Source organism: Microbacterium sp. 71-36 (genome assembly GCF_001898305.1).
GTDB lineage: Bacteria > Actinomycetota > Actinomycetes > Actinomycetales > Microbacteriaceae > Microbacterium.
Window position 1 is genome coordinate 1,724,601 of record NZ_MKTP01000001.1, and the last position, 23,917, is coordinate 1,748,517.

The following is a 23,917-nucleotide window of genomic DNA, read 5'->3' on the forward strand; positions in this document are numbered from 1 at the left end:
GCGACCGCGAATCCACACGGGAAGGACCCCGCCGCCACAGCGACGAGGTCCTTCCCGATCGGACGCGTCAGTCCTGACGGATGCGACGGCGCCGACGGATCGCGACCCCCGCGACGAGCGCGAGCAGACCGAGCACGAGCGCGGCGATCGAGACCGTCCCGCCGGTGACGGCGAGCGGCGTGCTCGCGGCCGGCGTCTGTCCGTTCGTCGTCGGCGGCGTGGTGCCGGGCGTCGCCGCGGCGCGGATCTCGACCGGCACCGACGCCTGCGCGTCGCCGATGATCGCGACCAGCTCGTGCGTTCCCGCGGTGACGTCGGCCGGCAGCGTCACGGTGACGCGGAACGTCCCGTCGCCGTCGGTGCGCAGCGCGCCGAGGTCGATCGGGGTCGAGTGCAGCTCGAGCCGACCGTCGGCGTCCGTGGGCCAGCCGGTGCCCGTGACGGTGATCGAACCACCGGCGACCAGGTCGCCCGACACCGACAGCGTCGGGTCGCCCGCGGTGGCACCGACCGAGGCCGAGCCGATCCCACCGATGTTGCCGGCCACGTCGACCGCGCGGTACGAGACGGTGACGGACCCCGCCGGGGCGGTCACGACGGCCTCGGCGCCGGACACGGCGGTCCAGCTCCCCGAGTCGCCCAGCCGGTACTCGATGCGGTCCACTCCCGAGGCGGCGTCGGTGGCGGTGAGGCGCACCGTACGGGCCGTGGCATCCACGACGCTCGTCACCGTCGGGGCGGCACGGTCGACCCGGACCGTCGCCGGAACGGATGCCGACACGTTGCCGGTCGCGTCCGTGGCACGGAACACGAGGTTCGCCGTGCCGTCGGCCGGGGTGACCGCCCCGCTGTACGCGGCCCACGTGGACCCGCCGTCGGTGCTGACCTCGATCCGCGGGGCGGCGTCGACGTCGTCGATCGCGGTCGCGGTGACCGCGACGGGAGACACGAACCAGCCGTTCGCGCCGTCGGGCGCGGCGGGCGAGGTCGCGACCGTCACGGTCGGCGCCTGCGTGTCGGGCGTCCGGGTGTGCATCCGCAGGAACGTCACCGAGTACGGGGCGAAGGTGCGCGTGAAGCTCCCGCTCACCGTGACCTCGGACGTCTTCGGCGCCACCGGTGTGGCATCCGCGGTGTTCACCGCGCCCGGGGCGGCGGCGAGCACGGTCATCTGCGCGTCCGGCAGCACCGTCAGACCGCCGAGGTCGACCTTCGTGACGGCCTCCTTGGCCTGCGCGTTGACGACCTTGAGGATGACGTCACCGGTCGCCTCGTCCTTCGTCATCACCTGGGCGAAGGGCTCGACCGCGGTGTTGGTGAAGCGTCCGGCCTGCTGCCCGTCGACGAAGAGCGTCACCTCGGGGCCGCGCACCTGGATGCGCAGGTCGTAGGTGCGGCCGGTCTCGACGCGCGGCGTCCCGGTGTCGGTGACGATCGACTTCGCCCCGCCCACGGCCTTCTCGACGACGCTGCGGGTGTTGCCCCAGCCGCCGAGGTTCCACCACAGGTAGTCGGCCGATCCCTGCACGCCGAAGCCCACGAGGAAGCCCTCGGCGCCGGCGAGCTTGGTGGCCTTCAGCGAGACGTCGTAGTCGGTCGCGTCGATCGCAGGTCCCGCGACGAGGGTGTTGTTCGCCGTCGTCGACGACTGCACGTAGCTGCCGTCGGCCGCCGACCACGATCCCGCGTTCGCGAGCTTCGTCCAGCCGTCGTCGTTCTTGTCGGAGAAGTCGTCCGCGAAGAGCGTCTTCCCGTCCGGGTCGGTGACCTTCACGTCGTCGTAGCGCGCCGACGTGCTCCAGGTCGACAGCCCGACCGATCCGGCGAGACCCGTGGATGCCAGGTCTCCGTCGGCCGTGGTGGGCACGACGCGGTCGCCCGTGTTGGTCATGAACAGCTTCTGCACCTCGTAGTTCGCCGAGCCCCACACCTGGTCGCGGTCGAACCAGATCAGGTCGGGCCGCCACTGCGTGCTGCTCTGGTCCGCGAGGAGCGGCGCGTAGGACGCCATCTTCACGACGTCGGCGTTGCGCTCGAGGCCGGTCATGTAGGCCGCCTCCGACAGCGCGTTGAAGAACCGGTTGTCGCGCGAGGCGTACTCGCCGATCCACACCTTCGGGCCGTTCCGGTCGTAGGAGTCGTACCGGAGGTTGTGCGAGAGGAACCACGAGGGGTCGCGGTAGTAGTGCTCGTCGACCATGTCGACGTTCTCTGCCCGGTTCTGCGCCCAGTGCTTCTCGAAGTTCGCGCCCTCGGCATCCGGACCCGAGTTGCTGATCAGGATCATGTCGGGGTACTTCGTCTTGATGGCATCCCGGAACTTCACGAAGTTCGCGATGAACGCCTCGGGGTAGTTCTCCTCGTTGCCGATCTCGATGCGGTCGAGACCGAAGGGAGCGGGGTGGCCCATGTCGGCGCGGAGCTTGCCCCACGTCGTGTCGACGCCGCCGTTGGCGAATTCGATGAGGTCGAGCGTGTCCTGGATGTGGCGCTGGAGCAGCGCGGGGTCGGTCTGCTGGAGACCCTGTCCGCAGCCGTTGAGGAGCGCCGGCACGTCGGGCACGGGCTTGGCGCCGATGTCCTCCGCGAACTGGAAGTACTCGTAGTACCCCAGGCCCAGCGACTGGTTGTAGCCCCAGAAGTTGGCGTTGGTCGCGCGGGTCTCGACGGGTCCGACGCTGTCCTTCCACTGGTACGACCGGGCACGCTGGTAGCCGGATGCCGCGGAGTAGTCCTCGTGGCTGTTGACGTTCACGATGCAGCCGCCGGGGAAGCGCACGAACTTCGGGTGCAGGTCGGCGATCTTCTGCGCGATGTCCTTGCGGAGGCCGTTCGCGTGCCCCTTGAACGTGTCGCGCGGGAAGAGCGACACCTCGTCGAGGCGCAGGGTGGCCGCGCCGCCGGCCTGCACGAGCAGACGGGCACTGTCGGTCGTCGCGGTCGCCGTGACGGTGCCGGTGTACTTCACCCACCCGTCGCCGGCCACCGTGGCCGTGAGGGCATCGGAGAGCGCCGTGCCGTCGGCCGAACGCAGCGCGATCGAGACCGGGGTCCCCGCCGGCGCCGTCGTGCGACCCCAGAACGACACGTCGTACAGCCCGCCCGCGGTGAGCGCGATGCCGGTGTCGAAGCCCGCGTTCTCGACGCCGAACGTGCCGGCCCCGGAGCTGTTCAGGTCGAGCTGCAGGTACGTGCGGTTGCGGTCGTTCATGCGCGATGCGTCGTTGACAGGCTTCGCCGTGCCCTTTCCGCCGCCGACGCCGACGGGCGTCCACGCGGTCATGCCGGTGAAGTCGCGGTTGTCGACGGGGAGGAACTCGAACGATCGGTTGCGCACGAGTTCGGCGTAGAGCCCGCCGTCCGCGGCGTTGTTGATGTCCTCGAAGAACACGCCGTACATCTCGTCCGCGATCTCGGCGCCGTCCTTCGACGGGTCGGCGGTGATCGAGTATTCCGCGGTCTCGTCGGTCGGGTATGCGGCGTTCAGGCGCTGCTGCTCGGCGACGCTGATCGGCAGGACCGTCCCGTGGCGGGGGCGGCTCGGGAGCTCGGCATCCGGGACCGAGGTCCAGTTCCCCGACGCGATGTCGCGGGTCTCGAACATCATGTAGCCCTGGCCGCCGTGGTAGCTCGGCTGGTCGATGAGCATGTACCAATGGCCGGCCTCGGCGTTGTCGGCGAACACCGTCGGGCCCTCGCCGTTGGTGAACGTGCCGCCCCAGGGGTTGGGCTGGCCGACGCCGATCTGCTCCTTCACGAGCTGCCACCCGGGGGTGGAGCTCGTCGTGGGGAGCGAACCGGTCACGGTCGCGGTGAGGTCGGTGGAGCGCTCCTGACGGACGGTCATGGATGCCTCGTCCTTGAGGAAGCGGTAGTACACGTCGCCGTCGCGCACGACGGTGGCGTCGATCGTGCCCTTGCCCGCACCGCGCTTGACGTCGACCCACGGCTGCGGCTCGCTGAACGTGACGAAGTCACGGGTCGTGACCATCATCATGCGGTTGTAGCTGTCGGCGGCGCGGCGGCCGTCGGTCGAGGCGCTCGGGTACAGGTTCGAGGCCCAGTAGACGACGTACTCGCCGCGGTCCGCGTCCCACGTGGCCTCGGGCGCCCAGGTGTTGCCGGCGAGGGCGCTCGACACCGTGATCTGGCGCAGCGGGCTCCAGGTCACGAGGTCGTCGGACTGCCAGACGTTGAGCTTGCGGCTGCCGACCTCCTGCGCACGACCGAAGTCGCCGTTGTAGCGGTCGAACATGTTCAGGTCGGTGGACAGCATGTAGAAGCGGTCGCCGTCGGGAGAGCGCAGCACGAACGGATCGCGGATGCCCTCTTCGCCCTGGTCGGAGGTGAGGACGGGCTTGCCGTCGTTGAGGGTCAGCCAGCTCTTGGGGTCGTTCCCCCGCGACGTCGCGAACGAGATCTCGTCGTCGGTGGTCGTGCTCTCACCGGTGAAGAAGGGGAAGAAGTAGGCGCCCAGTTCCTGCTTCTCCGGGAGCGGCTGCACGACGAGGGAGAAGGTGCGGGCGGTCGAGCTCGAGCCCTTGCCGACGGTCGCGGTGACCTCGACGGTCTTCGCCGGGTCGCCGTGCGCCGGACGCGTCACCTCACCGGTCGCCGTGACGACCGAGGGGTCCGACGACGCCCAGGCGACGGTGGTTCCGTTCGCGCCCGCCGTGGGCAGGCTCACGTTGCCACGCACATCGTCGGCACCGGGGATCGCGAGAGCCGCGGCCGCGGCATCCACGTCCTGCTGGTTCGAGGGCGTGCCCTCGGCGACGAGGGCTTTGACGTCGTCGTCGGTGAGGGCGGAGTCGTAGATCGCGACGTCGCGGACGCCGCCCTTCCAGATCCGGTCGGGGTATGACGACTTGCCGATGTACGCGACGAGTCCCGTCCCGAAATCGGCGACGGTCCGGGTGGATGCCACGGTGCCGAGCTTCGTGCCGTCGAGGTACGCGGTGATCGAGGTCGGCGTGATGACCGTCGTGTACAGCGCCCATGCGTCGGTCGCGGCGGGACCGGCGACACCGCGGGCGCCGTCGGTCGGCGAGATTCCGCGCTCGAGGGTCCACGGCTGCGAGATGCGCGGGCCGTCGGTGAGGACGGACTTCACCCGCCCGGCGGGGTTCGCGGGGTTCAGCAGCCAGTACTGCTGCGGGAGGTTCTCGGTGGTGCCGAAGAACATCGCGGCCTGGTTGCCGGCGCCGGTGCGGTCCTGCAGCCAGGCGGAGACGGTGACCGTGCTGCGGCCGTCGAAGAGCCCGGTGGGCAGTTCGACGTAAGCGGCGTTCGACCCCGCCGCGCCGCCGGGGAGCGAGAGCTTGTCGCCGTCGACGGTGAATCCCGCGCCGCGGATCGTCGCGTCGTGACCGTGACCCGAGGCGTCGGGGACCGCCGTCCCTGACGTGGCACCGAAGTCGTACGACGCCAGAGGCGTGGGCAGCGGTGCCGCGGCCGCCCCCATCGCCGGAACGAGCCCGCTCAGGACGACGGCGGCGGCGGCCAGGACGGAACCGGCGCGACGGAGGGTCCTCCCGCGCGCGGACTCGGGGGTTCGGGGGCGTGACAGCACCAAGATCGTCCTCCTCGACGATGGGTGGTCCGGCGGGGGCCGGCCGAGCGCGCTCGAAATGTTAGCGCTCACTTTTGCATCATCTTTGAGGTCGATGAGCGTTGCTGTCAACACTGAATCAGCGTGGTATCGCTCCCAAGTCGGGAATGTGAGGCTTCACACGCTGCTTGCCACGTGACGGGGATGTCGAGCCGTGCTCCCCGGTCCGGTCGTCGTTCGCTACTGTCGATTCGCCCCGACCCTGGAGACCCCATGGCTCAGACCTTCACCGACATGCCCCTCGAGCTCCTCCGCGAGTACCGTCCGGAGCTCGTCGAGCCCGACGGCTTGGACGCGTTCTGGGCCGACACGCTCGCCGAGGCCCGCGCCGCGGCCCGTCCCGCGACGCTCACCCTCGTCGACGGTCCGGTCCGGGCGCTGTCGGTGCAGGACCTGCGCTTCAGCGGGTATGCCGGCGACGAGATCCGCGGCTGGGTCGTGCGGCCGCACGGCGATGGTCCGCTCCCGGCGGTCGTCGAGTTCATCGGCTACGGCGGCGGCCGCGGCCTCCCCGGCGACAAGATCGCGTGGGCCGCCGCCGGATACGTCCACGTCATCATGGACACCCGCGGCCAGGGCTCGGGCTGGAGCATCGGCGATACCCCCGACCCCCACGGATCCACCGCGGCCTACCCAGGGGTCATGACCCGCGGCATCCACGACCCGCGCGAGTACTACTACCGCCGGCTCTACACCGACGCCGCGCGCCTGGTCGACGTGGTCCGCGAGCTTCCCGGAGTGGATGCCACGCGCATCGCCGTCACCGGGGGCAGCCAGGGCGGCGCGCTGGCGATCGCCGCGGCGGCGCTGTCGGGCGACGCGGTGGCCGCGCTCCTGCCGGACGTGCCGTTCCTGTGCGACATCCCGAACGCGATCGTCCGCACCCCCTCGCCGCCGTTCACCGAGATCACGCGGTGGCTGTCGATCCACCGCGACGACACCGCCGCGGCGCTGCACACCCTGTCGCACATCGACGGCGCGATCCTCGCCCGACGGATCCGCGTGCCGGCGTTCTTCTCGGTCGCGCTGATGGACGACATCGTCCTGCCGTCGGGGGTGTTCGCGGCGTTCCACGCGCTGGCATCCGAGGATGCCGCGATCGAGGTCTACCCGTACAACGGCCACGAGGGCGGCGGCTCACGGCACTGGGCCCGTCAGGTGGCGTGGCTCGACGCGCGTTTCGGGGTCGCCTCGGGCGCCTGAATTGCCCCGATTCGTCGCCCGGCCGCGCCGGAGGCGACAAATCGTGGCAATTCACGCGCAGAAGGCTCAGCGCCAGTCGCTGGGCGCGGGTCGCTTCGTCGAGGGCAGCGCCGAGGCGGCGGCCCACTCGTGCACCCACGGCTCGACGTCGGGAACACCCTCGGGGCGCCCGACCGCGGCGAACAGCTCCTCGTGCGGCACGGTTCCGCCGGAGCGTCGGAGGATGCGGGCACGGATGATCGCCCGCGCGAAGATCTCGCCGTCGACGACCGCCCGGTGTTCGAGGTAGACCGCGCGGTCGTCGTGTCCGAGCAGACGCGTCTCGAGCTCGAACCGCTGCCACAGCTCGAGCGATCGACGGAAGGTGATGGTCTCGGCTGCGACCACGGCGTACCAGCTGCGCGCGGTCATCGCGCCGGCGAGTCCGGTCCGCGTCAGCAGATCCCAGCGCCCCAGGTCGAACAGCGACAGGTACCGCCCGTTGTTGAGGTGACGGAGCAGATCAATGTCGGTGGGCAGCACGCGCAGTCGCATCCGTCCGACCGTGTTCGGGTCCAGAGGGCCCTCACGACGCAGCCGGCGCCGGGCACGGAAGAGGACGAGCAGGGTTCGCCAGAGGACGTTCACGACGGGCGAGCGTAGCGATCTCCCTACGGAACGGCGATTCCTTTGTCCACTGCCGACAATTCGATGGGGTCGGGCTCGCGCGGCGGACACACCCAGGTGACGAGGACGACCGAGACGACCATCAGCAGGAACCACGACGACAGCTTCGACGCGTCGACCGCGACCGCCACAATCGCGGTGAGCCACCGGCGCGGGTGGCGCAAGAATCGCAGGTCAGCGCATCCCGACGTGAGGGCGGGACGCGCGATCGCGCCGGGGATCGTGGCACGCGAGCCTGGCAGGTTCCCGGGCTCCTAGCGCATCTCGGGGCCGTCCGCGTTCGATTTCCGGGTGGCGGAAGGGCCGCGTAGAGTCACGCCATGACTGCGGAAACCCGAGCCGACATCGTCGTCCGTCCGGTACGCGATGTGGATGCCGAGGCCCTCGGCCGCGTGCACGCCACGTGCTGGCACGAGACGTACGACCACCTGATCAGCACCGCCGCTCTCGAGGCGGTGTCCCCCAAGCGCATGGCCGAGCTGTGGACCCACTGGGCCGCCCAGGGCGAGGACTACCGCATGCGCGCGGCCCTCGTCGACGGCGAGATCGTCGGCTTCGTCGGCTCGGGCCCGGCCCGCGAGGACGACGCCCCGCGCGCGCGCGAGCTGTACTTCATCTACCTGCTCGACCAGTTCCACGGGACCGGCATCGGCCAGCAGCTCTTCGACGCCGCCGTCGACGAGGGCGAAGAGCTGTACCTGTGGGTCGCGGAGGACAACCCCCGCGCGCACCGCTTCTACGCGCGCAACGGTTTCGCGCTCGACGGCGCCTCGCACGTGGAGCCCTTCCTCGGTGAGGAGCTCACCGAGGTGCGCTTCGTCCGCTGACGTGCTGCAGATCTGGGCCCTCACCGGTATCGGTGAGATCTCGCCGGGCACCGACCTGGTCGAGGTGATCCGGGATGCCGCACGCGACTCGCTGCGCGACGGCGACATCGTCGTGGTCACCAGCAAGATCGTGTCGAAGGCCGAGGGCCGGATCCTGCACGCCGACGACCGCGAGGACGCGATCACCCGCGAAACCGTCCGGCTCGTGGCATCCCGCACCTCCCCCGCCGGTCACGTGACGCGCATCGTCGAGAACCGTCTCGGGATCGTCTCCGCCGCGGCAGGGGTCGACGCCAGCAACACCCCCGAGGGCACCGTGCTGCTGCTGCCCGAAGATCCCGACGCGTCGGCCCGCGAACTCGCCGCAGGGCTGCGGGTGGCCACGGGCGCGCACGTGGGCGTGCTCATCACCGACACGCTCGGCCGCGCGTGGCGCGAGGGCCAGACCGACCACGCGATCGGCGCCGCGGGGGTGCAGGTGTTCGAGGACCTCCGAGGGACGACGGATGCCGAGGGCCGCCCCCTCGTCGTGACGCTGCCGTGCGTCGCCGACGAACTCGCCGCGGCGTGCGATCTGGTCAAGGGGAAGGCCGCGCGCCTGCCGGTCGCCGTGGTGCGCGGCCGCGGCGACCTGGTCGGCGACCTCGACCTCCCCGGCGCCCGCTCGATCGTGCGCCCCGCGGAGCGCGACATGTTCGCCCTGGGTTCCGACGAGGCCTACGCGGCGGGCTTCGCCGCGGGGCGCGCCGCCGCCGACTGACCGGCGATCCGCGCCGCGCAGACGGCGCTCAGCGGATTCAGTGTCCAAGACACGCGGACCGGGTCGCGCGGCATCCGCGTGTCCTGGACACTCAACGGGCGGCCCGAGCCTGACGCAGCCGCGATCGAGGTGCGCCTGGGCCCGGGCCCGCGGTCAGCGGACGCCGCGGGCGGCGAGAGCCTCGCCGAGCTGGTCGGCGTGACGGAGCGACAGCACGACGAACGGGATGATCCCCGCGCGCAGCGACGGGCGCGCGCCGCGGGCGCGCTGCGCCTCGCGCACCTCGGCGGCCAGTCGCGCGAGGACCGGGATCGTCGTGATGGTGACCGCCAAGAGGAGTGCGGCGCGCTCGGCATCCACCCCGATCCTCCGCAGCGGACCGAGGCCGCGCTCGAGGGCGTCGAGCATGTCGTCGACGCGCGTGGTGAGCGGCAGCAGAGCCGCGACGAGGAGCGCCGCCGCGACGCGCGCCGTGTTCGCCAGGGCGGGTTCGGGGCCGAGGAAGATCAGCTGCCCGACCACGGTGATCGCGAGGATCCAGCGGAGCCCCCACACCTGCCGCCCCAGCTCGCGCACGCCGATTCCCGACACGACGTAGGCGAGGACGACGGCGAGGGCGCACACGGCAGCAACCCACGCGGCCGTGGGCAGGGCCGCCAACGCGACCGCGACGACCGCGAGCAGCAGCATCTTGGGGCCCGCCGGCATGCGGTGCAGGATCCCGTCGCCGGGGCGATACAGGCTCAGCACCGCAGGGCCCTCTCGTAGACGTCGATGACCTCGGATGCCACGCCCGCGGCGCTCACGACACCGTCGGCGAACAGCACGGCGGCGTCGCAGCGTCGCGCGAGGGCGAGGTCGTGGGTGACGAGGAGCAGCGCGTGACCGGTGTCGGCGAGGAGGTGATCCGCGACGCGGCGGGCGTTGCGCGCGTCGAGGTACGCGGTGGGTTCGTCCGCGACGACGAGGTCCGGTTCGCGGACGAACGCGCCGCACAGCGCGAGCAGCTGCTTCTGCCCGCCGGACAGGTCGTGCGCCGGCCGTTCGGCGAGGTCGGTGAGACCGAACCGCGCGAGGGCGCGCGCCACCCGCTCGGCGCGTTCCGCTCTGGGCAGACGCTCCGCGCGCAACGAGAACCCGACGTCGTCGGCGACCACCGGCATCACGATCTGCGCATCGGGGTTGCTCAGCACCAGCGCGACGCGGCGGCCGAGCTCGGCGGCATCCCGGTCGGGGTCCAGTCCCCGCACGGCGAGGTCTCCGGCATCCCGACGGATGAGCCCGGCGACGACGCGCGCGAACGTGGACTTCCCCGAACCGTTGTCTCCGACGACCGCGATCGTGCGGGCGTCGAGATCGAGGTCGATGCCGCGCAGCACCGCGCGTCCGTCGAGGCGCACGGTCAGGTCGCGGCAGCGCAGCACCGACGTCATCGGACCACCTCGACGAGCGCGGCCACACCCATCCCCCCGCCGATGGATGCCGCGGCGACACCGATCGTGCCGGCCGGCGCCCCGCCACGCACCAGGCGCGAGAACAGGCGCACGACGGCGACGGCGCCGCTGGCTCCCCACGGGTGGCCGAGGGCGAGGGCACCGCCGTCGGCGCACACGCGAGGGTCGTCGTCGGCGAGCCGCAGTCGCGACAGCACGCCGATGCTCTGGGCGGCGAACGCCTCCACGAGCTCGATCGCCGCGACGTCGCGCAGCGACACCCCCGACGCGGCGAGCACGGCCTCGATCGCCGGTGCGGCGCCGATGCCCGGCAGGGCCGGGTCGACGCCGACCACGGCACCGGCGCGGATCGCGAGCCCGGGTCCGGACGCGGCCACGAGGACCGCGGCCGCACCGTCGCCGATCCGGGTGGACGTCCCCGCCGTGACCGTGCCGCCGGGGAACAGCGCGGGCAGCCGTTCCCGAACGCCGGCATGCGGCGAGATCGCGTCGTCGCGTCGCGCGGCACCGACCGCCACGATCTCGGCGTCGAAGCGTCCCGCCGCGACCGCGGCCGCAGCGCGGAGGTGGCTGCGGGCCGCATGCGCCTCCTGACGTGCGCGGTCGATCCCGTCGTGCGCGGCGAGGTCCTCGGCCGCGCGCAGCATGTCGGGGTCGGCGAACCCGGGCGGGGCGAACGGCGCCCGCGTGTAGGCGACGCCGTCGCGGCGACGCTCGGGTGCCGTGGAGGCGCTCTCGACTCCCCCGGCCACGCGCGGCCTGCCGTCGACGCGGACCGCGGCCGCGGCATCCAGGATCGCCGCGAGGCCGCTCCCGCACTGACGGTCGACGGTGCCGCCCGGAACCGCGGGACCGAGCCCGGCGGCGAGCGCGGCGATGCGCCCGGGGTTCCCGCCCGGTCCGACGCAGTTGCCGAGCACCACGTCGGCGATGCCTCCGCCGTGCGCGAGGCCGGCGTCGGCGACGACCGCGGCCACCACCGCACCCCCGAGCACGCCGACGTCGGCGCCGGCGAGCGCGCGTCCGCGCAGAGCGAGCGGCGTGCGACGGGCGGTGACGATCACGGGGTCAGTCATCGCGGGTCGCCCCCTCGAGCAGCTCGGTCGCGAGACGGGCGGCGTCGGCGCGGGCGGGCTTGCCCGACGACGTCCGCGGGAGCGTGCCCACCACCCAGCGACGCGGCCGGTGCGCGGGGCCGAGCAGGCGCGCGGCGGCTTCGCGCACGGGCTCGGGAACGGCACCGCCCACGGACGCGCCCCGACCGGGTACGCCGTCGAGCTCGACGAACGCGGCGACGAGGGCGCCGACACGGGGCTGTGGCATCCCGAACACGACCGCGTCGCGCACCGCGGGGATCGATCGCAGCGCCCGCTCCACCTCGTCGGGGATCACCGTCGCCGACGCCGTGAGGATCGCGTCGTCGGCGCGCCCGCCCAGCACGAGGCGTCCGTCGCGCAGTTCGCCGCGGTCGCCGACGCTCGCCCACGCACCGTCACGTCGCAGGGGTCCGCCGGCACCCAGGTAACCGGATGCCAGGAACGCCGACCGCACCCACACCTCTCCGTCGCGCACCTCGATGTCGGCACCGGGGAACGCGCGCAGTCCGTCTCCGTGGTCGACCGCGACGAACGAGAGCTCGGCCGCTCCGTAGTAGGACACGACACGGATGCCGGCGACCTCGGCGCGAGCACGCAGGCCGGGGTCGAGGGCCGATCCGCCCACCAGCGCGGCGCGCAGCGAATCGGGGACTCCGCGCTCGAGCAGTGCGCGCAGCGCCTCGGGGGTGCCGTGGAAGCACGTGGCGTCCGAGAGGTCCGCGCGCGCGGGTCGGGGGCCGCCCGCGAGGGCGTGGGCGAGCGAGAACAGCGTGAGGGACGCGGCGGGAGGGGCGGGGAGAGCGATCACGTCGTCGGGGCCGGCGCCGAGCAGCGTCGCCACCGCGGCGAACGACCTCACCCACGAGTCGGCCGTGCGCAGCACGATCCGCGGGGCGCCGCTGCTGCCCGAGGTGAGCGCCGCCCACGCGGTGTCATCGGGCACCTCGGCGCGCTCGACCGCCCGCTCGACGGCGGCGGACTGCTCGGCCGACCACCGCGGGTCGGTCACGAGCGACACCGCACCGGCGGTCCGCAGCTCGGCGAGGCGGGCGAGCAGGTCGGGCCGGTCGCCGTCGACGACCGTGATCACGCGGCGACGGTGGCCGGTTCCGGGGTGGTCGCGCGCCACTGACGGCGGAAGCCGCGCGGATACGCCCGCACCAGCAGCGTCACGACGACCGTCGCGATGGCCGCCTTGATCAGATCGCCGGGCAGGAACAGGCTGCTCGTCAGCGCGGTCTCGGCGAGGGGCAGACGGGTCACGAGGCTCTGGACCGGGATGCCAAGGGCGTAGATCGCCACGATCCCTCCGGCGACCATCGCGATCGCGGTGCGCCACCAGACCGGGCGGCGGCCTCCGGCGTGCACGATGAGCCCGACGACGATCGCACCGAGGATCCAGCCGAGCGCGTAGCCCGCGGACGGACCGAGGAACACCGCGAAGCCGCCGCGCCCGCCGGCCAGCAGCGGCAGTCCGACGGCGACGAGCGCGAGCAGGACCGTCACCGACAGCGCGCCGAGCCACGGTCCGAGGACCGCGCCCGCGAGCATGACGCCCAACGTCTGGAGCGTGATCGGCACGCCCCCGGTGAGGGACAGGCTGCCGGGAAGCCCGAGGACCGCGATGAGCGCGGCGAAGACGGCCACGCGCGCGAGGTCGGTGGCATCCGGGGTGCGAGAGGTCATGACGGTCCTTACCTGAACAGCGTTCACCTGAACGATGTTCACTATAGTCAGATCCGTGACTCCTTCCGGACGCAGCCGCGGCCACTCCACCGACGACGTCGCGCGCACGGCCCTGCGCATCCTCGACGACGACGGTCTCGCCGACCTCACGATGCGTCGGCTCGCGACCCGGCTCGACGTGCAGCCGAGCGCGTTGTACTGGCACTTCCCGAACAAGCAGTCATTGCTCGCGGAGCTGTCGGACCGGATCGTCGGGCAGGCGGCATCCCTCCTGCGTGGATCGGGCGTGGTCGCCGAGGCCCGCGCGCTGCGCGACGCCCTGCTCGCCTACCGCGACGGTGCCGAGGTGGTCTCCAGCACCCTCGCGCTCGGCCTCGGCTCGTCCACCGCGCTCGACCGTCTGACGGACGCCGTCGCCGCCGAGGGCTTCGCGCCGGATGTCGCGTCCCGCGCCGCGACCACCCTGCTGCACTTCGTGCTCGGCCACGTCTGGCACGAGCAGCAGCGGCTGCAGTACGACAGCGTCGGCGTCGTCGCCCCCGGTGCGGGCCACGTCCCCGACGCCGACTTCGCCTTCGGCGTCGACCTCATCCACCGCGGCCTGCACGCCGCGGCCGGGGCCCGGCCGGCATAGGCACCTCCGCCCCGCGGCGTGTGACCGCAGAATCACCCCGCCGCCGAACCGTCCCGCGGAGTCCCTCCGCGACACGCCGCCCCACGGCATCCCCTACCGGCGCGTCGCCCACGAACTCCGCCACACGGCACATGCCCCGCCGGCAAAGACAACACGGCACACGCCCGCCGTACACACGCCCCGCCGGCACGACGGCGGCACACGTCCGTCAGCGCTGCTTCACGTCGCCGAACAGGCGCGCCAGCGGGATCAGCAGCGCGGGGCGCGCGGCGATCCACGCCGCGGCCATCACCAGCAGGGATGCCGCGAACAGCAGCAGCCCGGTCGGGTCGGCGCCGAAGGCGTCGGGGTCGACGGCTCCGCGAGCGGCGTACATGTGGTTCAGGTTGCGGAGGGCTCCCGTGGCGAGGACGAGGAACACGTGCACCGCGATGAACGCGACGAAGAACAGCATCACGGGGAAGTGGATGCGACGCGCCCACTCCGCCGACACGACCCGGTTCAGACGGGGAGCGTCCTTCGGCCAGACCCCCGACAGCCGCACGCCCGTGGCGATGGCCAGCGGCGCCGCGACGAAGGTGATCGCGAAGTACGAGAGCTGTTGCAGGGCGTTGTAGTTCACCCAGCCGTTCTCGGTCGGCCAGTCCAGCGCCGCGTACTGCAGCGCCGCGGACACCGCGTTCGGGAACACGTCCCACGACGTGGGCACGACCCGCATCCACTGCCCGGTCGCGAACAGCAGCACGATGTATACCACGCCGTTGGCGATCCACAGCACGTCGATCGCCTGATGGAACCAGAGCGCGAGGCTGATGCGGCGCCGCTTGTTCCCCCGCGGCGACCAGAAGGCATCCGGTCGCTTCTGCCGACGGAACTGCAGGCCCGAGCGGATGACGAGCAGCAGGAACAGGCTGTTGAGGAAGTGCTGCCAGCCGAGCCAGGCAGGGATGCCGACGGGCGCCGCCGCGGGGAGCTCGTACGACCCCGGGTAGACGTCGATGAACGCCCGGACGGGCCCGAGCGACACGAGCACCCGCGCGATCAGCACGACGAAGACGGCGACGACCAGCGCCGCGGCGCCCAGCAGCAGCACCGATCCGATCCACTGCGCGGGCGTGAGCGCGCCGAAGACGCGCGACGGCCCGCGCTGCGGGGTGCGGGATGTGGACGCCATCTACTTCTTCGGGCCGGAGCGAGGACTGACCTCCCGACGATACCGAAACCGGCTGTCCTTCGACCGCGCGCACGACGCGCTTGGTCGCCGCCCCGCGGGATGGTAGGCCGGTACGGTGAGGCGGAAGGAGGACGGATGCCGAGACGCCTACCGGTCGACCCGATCGCCGAAGCCAAGCGCCAGTGGATCGCGCACGGCTGGGACGACGCCGCCGACGGCATGACGGTGGTGACGTCGGTGATCCGCGCGCACCAACTGCTCACGGCATCCATCGAGCACGCCCTCAAACCGCTGGACCTGTCGTTCTCGCGCTTCGAGATGCTGCGGCTGCTCGCGTTCACGCGCGAGGGTCGGATGCCGATGGCCAGCGCGATCGCACGCCTGCAGGTGCACCCCACCAGCGTCACGAACACGGTGGAACGTCTCGCCCGCGACGGCCTGCTGACGCGCGAGCCCCACCCGAGCGACGGGCGTGCGGCGCTTCTGGTCCTCACGGATGCCGGCCGGCAGCGCGTCGACGACGCGACGGAGGCGTTGAACACCGTCTTCCGCGACCCCGGTCTCGCCCCCGAGGACGCGACCGAACTCGTGCGGATCATCGCCCGGTTCCGGAAGGCGGCGGGCGATTTCGCCGACCCGACGCCCGTGCCCGACCCGCTCTAGCGCGGGCTGTGCTCAGCGGTGCGTGAAGTTCGGCGCCCGCTTCTCGCGGAACGCCGCCATGCCCTCCTTCTGGTCGGCGGTGTCGAACAGCGCGAAGAACGCCTGCCGTTCGAACCGCAGCCCCTCGGCGAGAGTGGACTCCAGGGCGACGTCGAGCGCGGCCTTGGCCGCGTACAGCGCGGGCAGCGGCTTCTCGGCGATCGTGCGGGCCACGGCATCCGCTTCGTCGAGGAGGTCGGCGGCGGGGACGACCCGCGACACGAGCCCGACCCGCTCGGCCTCGGCCGCGTCGATCATGCGGCCGGTCAGCACCATCTCGGCGGCCTTGTAGTACCCGAGCGCGCGCACGAGCCGCTGCGTGCCGCCCATGCCGGGGATGACCCCGAGCTGCACCTCAGGCTGTCCGAACTTCGCGCGGTCGGACGCCAGGATGATGTCGCACATGAGCGCCAGCTCGCACCCGCCGCCGAGGGCGTAGCCGGACACCGCCGCGATCACCGGCGTCCGCACCGCGGCGAAGCGGCTCCACGCCCCGAAGTGGTCGCTGAGGGTCATGTCGAGCCCCGACTTCCCCTCCATCTCTTTGATGTCGGCTCCCGCGGCGAACGCCTTCTCGGAGCCGGTGACCACGATCGCCCCGACATCGGGGGCGTCATCGAAGGCGGTCGCCGCGGCCACCACCTCGGTCATCGACCGCGTGTCCAGCGCGTTCAGCGCCTCGGGCCGGTCGAGGGTGATCCACCCCACCCGCCCGCGCTGCTCGACCCGGATCGTCTCGTACTCGGCGGTGTGATCGGCCATGCCGCTCCCCTCGTGGTGTCCTCCCGGCATCGTCGCACGCTCCCCTGACATCGCCGAGGGGGTTCCGGTCCTCAGGCCGCCAGTACGCTCCGCCCGACGATGAGCCGCATGATCTCGTTCGTCCCCTCGAGGATCTGGTGCACGCGCAGGTCGCGGACGACCTTCTCGATGCCGTAGTCCTGCAGGTAGCCGTAGCCGCCGTGCAGTTGCAGGGCCTCGTTCGCGACGCGGAGGCCGACGTCGGTCGCGAGGCGCTTGGCCATCGCGCAGCGGGTCGCGGCGTCGGGTTCCTTGGCATCCAGGTGCTCCGCCGCCGAGTGGACGAGGAGTCGGGCCGCCTCCAGCTCGGTGGCCATGTCGGCGACGGCGAACACGACCGACTGCTTCTCGGCCAGCGGGTCGCCGAACGTGAATCGCTCGTGCACGTAGGCGACCGCGCGTTCCATGGCCCAGCGCGCCCCGCCGAGCGAGCACGCGGCGATGTTCAGACGACCGCCGTTGAGCGCCGCCATCGCGATGCCGAAGCCGCGCCCCTCGCCGCCGAGGAGGTTCCCGGCGGGAACACGCACCTCGTCGAGCACGACCTGCCGGGTGGGCTGGGCGTTCCAGCCCATCTTCTTCTCGTTCGGCCCGAACGACAGTCCCGCCGCATCCGCCGGTACGAGGAACGCGCTGATCCCGCGCGCGCCCGGCTCGCCGGTCCGGGCCATGACGACGTAGACGGATGCCTCGCCCGCGCCCGAGATGAACTGCTTGACGCCCGTGAGCACGTACGCGTCGCCGTGCCGGATGGCCGAAGCGGTGATCGCGGCGGCATCCGATCCCGCCCCGGGTTCAGTGAGGCAGTACGCCCCGAGGTCGTCCATCGCGACGAGACCCGGGAGCCACCGCTCGCGCTGGGTGTCGTCGCCGTAGGCGTCGATCATCCACGCGACCATGTTGTGGATCGTCAGGTAGGCGGTGACCGTCGGGTCGCCCGCGGCCAGTTCCTCGAAGATCTCCACCGCGAAGCGGCGGGGGAAGCCCGCACCCCCGGACTCCTCGCGGACGCACACACCCCCGAGACCCAGTTCGCCGGCGCGGCGCAGCACGTCGCGCGGGAAGTGCTTCGCGGCATCCCACTCCTGGGCGTGGGGCGTCAGCTCGGTCGCGGCGAACTCGCGGACGGCGTCGAGGATGGCGGCGCGGTCGTCGGCGGTCAGGGCGTCGAGCGCGGGGGCAGGGGTGGCGTCCATGCGGCTCTCCTTCTTCGGCGACGGCGTCGTCGCGAGAGCGATTTTAGTTGGACGTCCTTGTAATTACTAGGAGACGGAAGAATCAGCCCGCGGCGACCCCGAACAGCGCGCCGACCGCGTACGTCGCCCCGAGGGCGAGCGCCCCGCCGATGACCGTCCGCAGGATCGCACGGCCACGGCGCGCACCGCCGATCCAGGCGGCCAGATAGCCCGTGACGGCCAGGGCGATGAGCACGGCGACGAACGTGAGCGGCACGCGCACCTCGACCGGCGCGAGGAGGATCGTCAGCATCGGCAGGATCGCGCCGACCGTGAACGCCACCGCCGACGCGATCGCCGCGGCCCACGGGCTCACCACGTCGTCGGCGTCGATGTTCAGCTCGACGGCGAGGTGGGCCTTCAGAGCATCGGATGCCGTGAGCTCGGTCGCCACGCGCGTCGCCGTCTCGCGGCTGAGACCCTGAGCCTCGTACAGGCCCACGAGCTCGGCCAGCTCCGCCTCGGGGTCTTCGGCGAGCTCGCGGCGCTCCTTCTGGATGAGCGCGTGCTCGCTGTCGCGCTGGCTCGACACCGACACGTACTCGCCGAGCGCCATCGAGATCGCACCTCCGACGAGGGCGGCGAGGCCCGCGATGAGCACCGGCCCGACCTCGCTCGTGGCCCCCGCGACACCGACCACGACCGCGGCGGTCGACACGATGCCGTCGTTGGCGCCGAGCACGCCGGCGCGCAGCCAGTTCAGACGCTGGGCGAGTCCTTGACGGTGCGGTTCATCGGGGTGGGCACCAGCGGGGGTATCGGTCACGCGAACAGGCTATACCCGCACGCGCAGCGTCGGATCACCGGGTGAGAATCGCGACGCGTCGCCCTGTCCCTTCCCGCCCCGTTCACCCCACCGTCACCGCCGGTCGGCAGAGTGGCGGGGATCCGCGCCCCCGCACGGACCCTCCCCCGACACCCGAGGACACAGCCATGCCTTCGTCGTTCCTTCGCCGCGCCGTCGCGTTCACCGCGACGACCGCGGCGGTGTGCGCGCTCGCCCTCACGAGCGCGACGGCGGCCTCCGCCGCCATCGTCCCGTCGCCGATCTCGAACAGCGCCCCCGGCGCCGCGATCGCGCTGACCCCGGTCGGCTCCTACGACACGAACGTGTACAAGGAGTCCGCCGCCGAGATCGTGCAGGCCTACCGCGACCGGCTGTTCGTCGTGAACGCGCAGGCGGGCACCGTGAGCGTGCTCGACAACAGCGACCCGAAGAACCCGACGAAGCTGTTCGACATCGCGTCGGACGGCGTCGCCAACTCGATCGCCGTCCGCGACGACGGCCTCGGCGTCGTGGCCTTCGAGGCCGACGACAAGACCGCGCCCGGTCACCTGATGTTCTTCGACGCCACCCAGGACGACGCCGCGAGCGCCGAGCTCGGCGAGGTCACCGTCGGGGCTCTGCCCGACATGGTCACGTTCTCGAAGGACGGGACGTACGCCGTCGTCGCCAACGAGGGCGAGCCGGCCGACGACTTCTCCCTCGACCCCGAAGGCTCGATCAGCGTCGTGCCGCTGGCATCCACTCGCACCGCTCCCGCGCAGAGCGCGGTCAAGACCGCGGGATTCCGCGCTTTCGAGCAGGGCGGCTCGAAGACGCTCGACCCGAGAGTGCGCGTGTTCGGCCCCGACGTCGCCGCCCCCGATCAGGGCTCCACGCCGCTGTCGGCGAACCGCGTCTCACGCAACCTCGAGCCCGAGTACATCACCGTCGACGGCTCGGTGGCCTACGTCACGCTGCAGGAGGCGAATGCCGTCGCGACCGTCGACCTCGCCAAGGCCGAGGTCACCGGCATCCTGCCCCTCGGCTACAAGGACTGGGGCGCGAGCGCGCTCGACACCAGCGACAAGGACGGCGGGATCGACATCCGGTCGATCCCGGGGCTGAAGGGCCTCTACATGCCCGACGGCATCGCGTCGTACTCGGCGAGCGTCGGCGGCAAGGCGACGACCTACCTCGTCACCGCGAACGAGGGCGACGGCCGCGAGTGGGGCACGTTCATCGACGAGGCGCGCATCAAGGACCTCGGCAAGAAGGGCCTCGCCCCGATCTGCGCGACGTCGCCGCTCGCGGGGCGCTCGGCGGATGCCGACCTCGGACGCCTCAAGGTCGTCACCGACCTCGGAACGACCGCGGACGGGTGCTACAGCGAGCTGTACGCGTACGGCGGCCGCTCGTTCTCGATCTGGGACACCGCGGGCACGCTCGTCTTCGACTCGGGCGACCAGTTCGAGCAGAAGCTCAAGGAGGTCGCCCCGCAGCTGTTCAACGTCTCGAACGACAATAACACCGTCGACGACCGCAGCGACGACAAGGGCCCCGAGCCCGAGAACGTCACGGTCGGCGTGATCGACGGCCGCACCTACGCGTTCATCGGCCTCGAGCGGGCGGGCGGTGTGATGGTCTACGACGTCACCGACCCGAAGAACGCCGCCTACGTCACGTACGTGAACAACCGCGACGCCTCCGCCGACGTCAAGACCGCCGCCGCGGGCGACCTCGGGCCCGAGGGGATCGCCTTCGTCTCCGCGCTGCGTTCGCCCACCGGCATCCCGCTCCTCATCACCGGCAACGAGGTCTCGGGGTCGACGACGGTGTTCGAGGTGCGCCCGACGCAGCCGAAGACGCCCGATCTGCAGATCCTCACGATCAACGACTTCCACGGCCGCCTGCTGCAGGAGAGCGGTGGCGTGGCGGGCGCGGGCGTGCTCGCCGGCGCGGTCGAGAAGTACCGCCAGCAGAACCCGAACACGCTGTTCGTGTCGGCCGGCGACAACATCGGCGCGAGCGCGTTCGAGTCGTTCATCGACCAGGACACCCCGACCATCGCGGCACTCAAGGCCGCCGGCCTCGACGTCAGCGCCGTCGGCAACCACGAGTTCGACCGCGGCTTCGCCGACCTCACCGACCGGGTCATCCCCGCGTACGGCGACAACACCGGCGACCTCAGCGACTTCGCACTCGGCGCGAACGTGTACGAGAAGGGCACCAAGACCCCCGCCCTGAAGCCCTACACGATCAAGGAGGTCGACGGCACGAAGGTCGCCTTCGTCGGCACCGTGACTCCGCAGACCGCGGGCATGGTCGACCCGTCGAAGATCGACACGATCGAGTTCGGCGACGAGGTCGAAGCGGCCAACCGCGAGGCGAAGAACGCGCGCGCGGCGGGCGCGGACATCGTCATCCTCCTGGTGCACGACGGCTCGGAGACCACCGACTGCGCGACCATCGCGACCGAGTCGAGCGACTTCGGCAAGGTCGTCCGCAGCGCGTCCGCCGACGTGGATGCCATCGTCTCGGCGCACACGCACCAGAAGTACGCGTGCACGATCGGGGGCCGTTCGGTGATCCAGACCGGGTCGTACGGCACCAACCTCGGCACGCTCGACATCGACCTCGACGACGCCGGGGAGCTCGTCTCGATCACGCCGGGCGTCCGGTCGCTGTACGACTCCACCGTCTCGCAGTGGATCGCGTACCCGCAGACCCAGGTCGCCCAGATCGTGGCGGATGCCAAGGCCACCGCCGACGTGAAGGGCCAGGTCGAGGTCGGCAGGATCACGACCGACATCACGCGGGCGAAGAACGGTTCGGGCGGCGAGGACCGCGGCGCCTACTCCACGCTCGGCAACACCGTCGCCGACGTCTACCTGTGGGCGACGAGCGAGAACCCGTCGTTCAACGGCCAGGACGCGCAGATCTCGTTCATGAACCCCGGCGGGCTGCGCGCCGACCTGCTCTACGGCGCCGACAACGGGTCGATGTCGTACCGCGAGGTGGCGAACGTGCAGCCCTTCGGCAACACGCTGGTCACGCTCTCGCTGACGGGCGCGCAGATCAAGTCCGTGCTCGAGCAGCAGTGGCAGCCGGCCGGCGCCTCGCGTCCGATTCTCGCCCTCGGAGTCTCGAGAGGCTTCGCGTTCGAGTACGACCCGACGGCGGCGGAAGGATCTCGCATCCTGAAGATCACGCTCAACGGCACCGACATCGACCCCACGGCGACCTACCGCGTGGTCACGAACTCGTTCCTCGCGGCCGGTGGCGACAACTTCACCACGTTCGCCCAGGGCACGGGCAAAGCGGACTCGGGCCAGATCGACCTGCAGGCCACGGTGGCGTACTTCGCCGCGAAGGGAACGGTCGCACCGTCGCCGCTCGGCCGCGCGTACCTGAAGGGCGCGCAGCCGATCGACGAGGGCACCACGCCGACGCCCACCCCGACGCCCACCCCGACCCCGACGCCCACCCCGGCCCCGTCGAACACGCCGGTCCCCGCGCCGTCGTCGAGCGCGGCCACCGGGTCACCGGGCGCGCTGGCCACGACGGGCACCGAAGTGCCGTGGGGCCTGGCCCTCGGCGGCGCGTTCTTCCTGGTCGCCGGCGGTCTCGCCTTCGCCCTGCGCAAGCGCCGCACCGTCTGACCTCGGCCTCGGAACGGCCCTCATCCTTCGGGGTGGGGGCCGTTCGGCATCCACTCGTCGCGGGTTCTCCACCGCCAGCGCCCGCCGAACCGTCTCGCGGAGTTCTTCACCGACACGCCGCCGCACCACATCGAAACCCGGCGTGCCACCGACGGACTCCGCACGACGGTTCGCGGCCGAAGCCCGAGGCCGGGGTCGGAGACCCGCGGCGTGAGGGCCGAGACCCGGGGGTCAGAACCGCCGCAGCAGCGCCGCCAGGGCCTGACCGCCGCCGATGCACATCGTCACGACCGCGTACTCGAGGTCGCGACGCTGCAGATCGAGGGCCGCGCGGACCGTCAGGATCGCCCCCGTCGCCCCGACCGGGTGCCCGAGCGCGATCGCGCCGCCGTACGGATTGACCCGCTCGGGATCCAGGCCCGCGTCCCGGATCACCGCCACCGCCTGCGCCGCGAACGCCTCGTTCAGCTCGATCACGTCGACGTCCGCGGGGGTCAGGCCGGTCTGTTCCCAGAGCCGCTGCAACGCCAGTACGGGGGCGTATCCCATGATCTCGGGGTCGACGCCCGCGGTCGTCACGGCTTCCAGGGTCGCGAGGCCAGTGAGCCCACGCTCCCGCACGTCGTCCTCGCGCATCAGCACGGTCGCGGCCGCGCCGTCGTTGATCCCGGAGGAGTTGCCCGCGGTGACGGAGCCCTCCGCGGCGAACGCGGGCCGCAGCCCGGCGAGCACCTCAAGGGTCGTGCCGGGGCGCGGGTGCTCGTCCGTCGCGACCTCGACCGACCGCTCTCCGCCGGTGGACACGGGCACGATCTCCTCGGCGAACGCCGCCCGGCTGGCATCCAGGGCCGCCCTCCGCTGGCTCTCGACGGCGAAAGCATCCTGCTCCGCCCGCGAGACGGAGTACCGGGATGCCACGGTCTCGGCGGTCGTGCCCATGTGCCGGCCGCTGAACGGGTCGGTGAGGATCGCGAGCGTGCCGTCGAGGAGTTGCCGGTCGCCGAGCCGCGCGTTGCCGCGGGCGCCGTACTCGAGGAACGGCGTGCGCGACATGCTCTCGTCGCCGCCCGCGACGACGACGTCGACGCCGCCCCAGCGCAGTTCCTGCGCGCCGGACCAGATCGCCTGCAGACCCGATCCGCACAGGCGGTTGACGGTGAACGCGGGCACCCGGGTCGGCAGGCCCGCGGCGAGCGCGACGCGACGGGCGTTGTAGGCGTCGGGTCCGTTCTGCGCGATGCAGCCCATGACGACTTCGTCGACGGCGTCCTTCGGGACACCCGCACGCTCGAGGGCCGCCGACACCGCGACGGCGCCGAGCTCGTGCGCATCGACACCGGACAGCGCGCCGCCGAAGGAGCCGATCGGGGTCCGCGCCCCCGCGACGAGGACGATGCGGGGCGGGGTTCCGGTTGCGGCGTTCATCCTGGCCTCCGTGCACGGCGTCGTGAGGGGTTCAGCCTACGGGCAGCGCGCTGGAACGCCGAGACTGCACGCACCTGACAAGACCACTGCAGCGTGCAGTGGAGACGTCAGGCGGATGCAGTCTCGCGGCGCGGCGCGGCGCCGCCGAGCACGCGACCGGATGCCGACCCCGGCACCGGCGGAAGGCTGGCGACGGTCCGCCGCGCGGCGTAGTGTC

Annotated in this window: 19 protein-coding genes; 6 read left to right on the plus strand and 13 right to left on the minus strand. The window is 72.0% G+C overall.

Going from position 1 to position 23,917, the window contains the following annotated elements; genetic code table 11:
- Positions 1–67: 67 nt before the first annotated feature.
- Positions 68–5,572 carry an alpha-L-arabinofuranosidase C-terminal domain-containing protein gene (locus BGO45_RS08180; protein ID WP_292692929.1) on the minus strand — a complete coding sequence of 1,835 codons (5,505 nt, stop codon included), beginning with the start codon at positions 5,570–5,572 and terminating at the stop codon, positions 68–70.
- A gap of 252 nt (positions 5,573–5,824) precedes the next feature.
- On the opposite strand from BGO45_RS08180, the gene BGO45_RS08185 reads away from it, so the two are divergent.
- Positions 5,825–6,814 carry an acetylxylan esterase gene (locus BGO45_RS08185; protein WP_292692558.1) on the plus strand — a complete coding sequence of 330 codons (990 nt, stop codon included), beginning with the start codon at positions 5,825–5,827 and terminating at the stop codon, positions 6,812–6,814.
- A gap of 66 nt (positions 6,815–6,880) precedes the next feature.
- Here the strand turns inward: BGO45_RS08185 and BGO45_RS08190 are convergent, their stop codons facing one another.
- Positions 6,881–7,441: a thioesterase family protein gene (locus tag BGO45_RS08190; RefSeq protein WP_292692561.1), complete on the minus strand. Its 561-nt coding sequence runs from the start codon at positions 7,439–7,441 to the stop codon at positions 6,881–6,883.
- A gap of 23 nt (positions 7,442–7,464) precedes the next feature.
- On the minus strand, positions 7,465–7,644 hold the full coding sequence (locus tag BGO45_RS08195; RefSeq protein ID WP_292692563.1) for a hypothetical protein: 180 nt from the start codon (positions 7,642–7,644) through the stop codon (positions 7,465–7,467).
- A 156-nt stretch (positions 7,645–7,800) separates the two neighbouring features.
- On the opposite strand from BGO45_RS08195, the gene BGO45_RS08200 reads away from it, so the two are divergent.
- Both BGO45_RS08200 and cofE read left to right on the plus strand, forming a co-directional pair.
- Positions 7,801–8,307, plus strand: a complete 507-nt coding sequence (locus BGO45_RS08200; RefSeq protein ID WP_292692565.1) for a GNAT family N-acetyltransferase — start codon at positions 7,801–7,803, stop codon at positions 8,305–8,307.
- Between the two features lies 1 nt (position 8,308).
- Positions 8,309–9,067 carry a coenzyme F420-0:L-glutamate ligase gene (gene cofE / locus BGO45_RS08205; protein ID WP_292692567.1) on the plus strand — a complete coding sequence of 253 codons (759 nt, stop codon included), beginning with the start codon at positions 8,309–8,311 and terminating at the stop codon, positions 9,065–9,067.
- A 153-nt stretch (positions 9,068–9,220) separates the two neighbouring features.
- Here cofE and BGO45_RS08210 read toward each other — a convergent pair whose 3' ends face one another.
- Genes BGO45_RS08210 through BGO45_RS08230 form a run of 5 tightly spaced genes read right to left on the minus strand, consistent with a single transcriptional unit; the run spans position 9,221 to position 13,304 of the window.
- A complete protein-coding gene (locus tag BGO45_RS08210; RefSeq protein ID WP_292692568.1) occupies positions 9,221–9,817 on the minus strand; it encodes an energy-coupling factor transporter transmembrane component T in 597 nt (198 codons plus the stop codon).
- Positions 9,811–10,500, minus strand: a complete 690-nt coding sequence (locus tag BGO45_RS08215; RefSeq protein WP_292692569.1) for an energy-coupling factor ABC transporter ATP-binding protein — start codon at positions 10,498–10,500, stop codon at positions 9,811–9,813. Before BGO45_RS08215 ends, BGO45_RS08210 begins: the two co-directional genes overlap by 7 nt.
- Positions 10,497–11,597: a thiolase family protein gene (locus BGO45_RS08220; protein ID WP_292692571.1), complete on the minus strand. Its 1,101-nt coding sequence runs from the start codon at positions 11,595–11,597 to the stop codon at positions 10,497–10,499. Before BGO45_RS08220 ends, BGO45_RS08215 begins: the two co-directional genes overlap by 4 nt.
- Positions 11,590–12,708, minus strand: a complete 1,119-nt coding sequence (locus tag BGO45_RS08225) for a class I adenylate-forming enzyme family protein (RefSeq protein WP_292692574.1) — start codon at positions 12,706–12,708, stop codon at positions 11,590–11,592. Before BGO45_RS08225 ends, BGO45_RS08220 begins: the two co-directional genes overlap by 8 nt.
- Positions 12,705–13,304 (minus strand): biotin transporter BioY, encoded by a 600-nt coding sequence (locus BGO45_RS08230; protein WP_292692576.1) that lies wholly within the window; start codon positions 13,302–13,304, stop codon positions 12,705–12,707. Before BGO45_RS08230 ends, BGO45_RS08225 begins: the two co-directional genes overlap by 4 nt.
- A 55-nt stretch (positions 13,305–13,359) precedes the next feature.
- Here BGO45_RS08230 and BGO45_RS08235 point away from each other — a divergent pair, with 55 nt between their 5' ends.
- Positions 13,360–13,938: a TetR family transcriptional regulator gene (locus BGO45_RS08235; protein ID WP_292692579.1), complete on the plus strand. Its 579-nt coding sequence runs from the start codon at positions 13,360–13,362 to the stop codon at positions 13,936–13,938.
- A gap of 208 nt (positions 13,939–14,146) precedes the next feature.
- Here BGO45_RS08235 and BGO45_RS08240 read toward each other — a convergent pair whose 3' ends face one another.
- Positions 14,147–15,112 (minus strand): cytochrome b/b6 domain-containing protein, encoded by a 966-nt coding sequence (locus BGO45_RS08240; RefSeq protein WP_292692582.1) that lies wholly within the window; start codon positions 15,110–15,112, stop codon positions 14,147–14,149.
- Between the two features lie 135 nt (positions 15,113–15,247).
- Here BGO45_RS08240 and BGO45_RS08245 point away from each other — a divergent pair, with 135 nt between their 5' ends.
- Positions 15,248–15,775: a MarR family winged helix-turn-helix transcriptional regulator gene (locus tag BGO45_RS08245; RefSeq protein WP_292692585.1), complete on the plus strand. Its 528-nt coding sequence runs from the start codon at positions 15,248–15,250 to the stop codon at positions 15,773–15,775.
- Positions 15,776–15,787: 12 nt separating this feature from the next.
- On the opposite strand, the gene BGO45_RS08250 is transcribed toward BGO45_RS08245, so the two are convergent.
- The 3 genes from BGO45_RS08250 to BGO45_RS08260 all read right to left on the minus strand — a co-directional run bounded on the left by BGO45_RS08250 (position 15,788) and on the right by BGO45_RS08260 (position 18,616).
- Entirely contained in the window at positions 15,788–16,576 is a 789-nt protein-coding gene (locus BGO45_RS08250; protein ID WP_292692588.1) for an enoyl-CoA hydratase-related protein, read from the minus strand.
- 71 nt (positions 16,577–16,647) lie between these two features.
- Positions 16,648–17,811 carry an acyl-CoA dehydrogenase family protein gene (locus BGO45_RS08255; protein WP_292692590.1) on the minus strand — a complete coding sequence of 388 codons (1,164 nt, stop codon included), beginning with the start codon at positions 17,809–17,811 and terminating at the stop codon, positions 16,648–16,650.
- Positions 17,812–17,893: 82 nt separating this feature from the next.
- Positions 17,894–18,616 carry a VIT family protein gene (locus BGO45_RS08260; RefSeq protein WP_292692593.1) on the minus strand — a complete coding sequence of 241 codons (723 nt, stop codon included), beginning with the start codon at positions 18,614–18,616 and terminating at the stop codon, positions 17,894–17,896.
- 167 nt (positions 18,617–18,783) lie between these two features.
- Between BGO45_RS08260 and BGO45_RS08265 the strand changes: the two genes are divergently transcribed.
- On the plus strand, positions 18,784–22,275 hold the full coding sequence (locus tag BGO45_RS08265) for a choice-of-anchor I family protein (RefSeq protein ID WP_292692596.1): 3,492 nt from the start codon (positions 18,784–18,786) through the stop codon (positions 22,273–22,275).
- A 231-nt stretch (positions 22,276–22,506) separates the two neighbouring features.
- Here BGO45_RS08265 and BGO45_RS08270 read toward each other — a convergent pair whose 3' ends face one another.
- The gene (locus tag BGO45_RS08270) at positions 22,507–23,700 is read right to left on the minus strand and encodes a thiolase family protein (RefSeq protein WP_292692598.1); all 1,194 of its coding nucleotides are present in this window, start codon (positions 23,698–23,700) and stop codon (positions 22,507–22,509) included.
- Positions 23,701–23,917 lie beyond the last annotated feature (217 nt).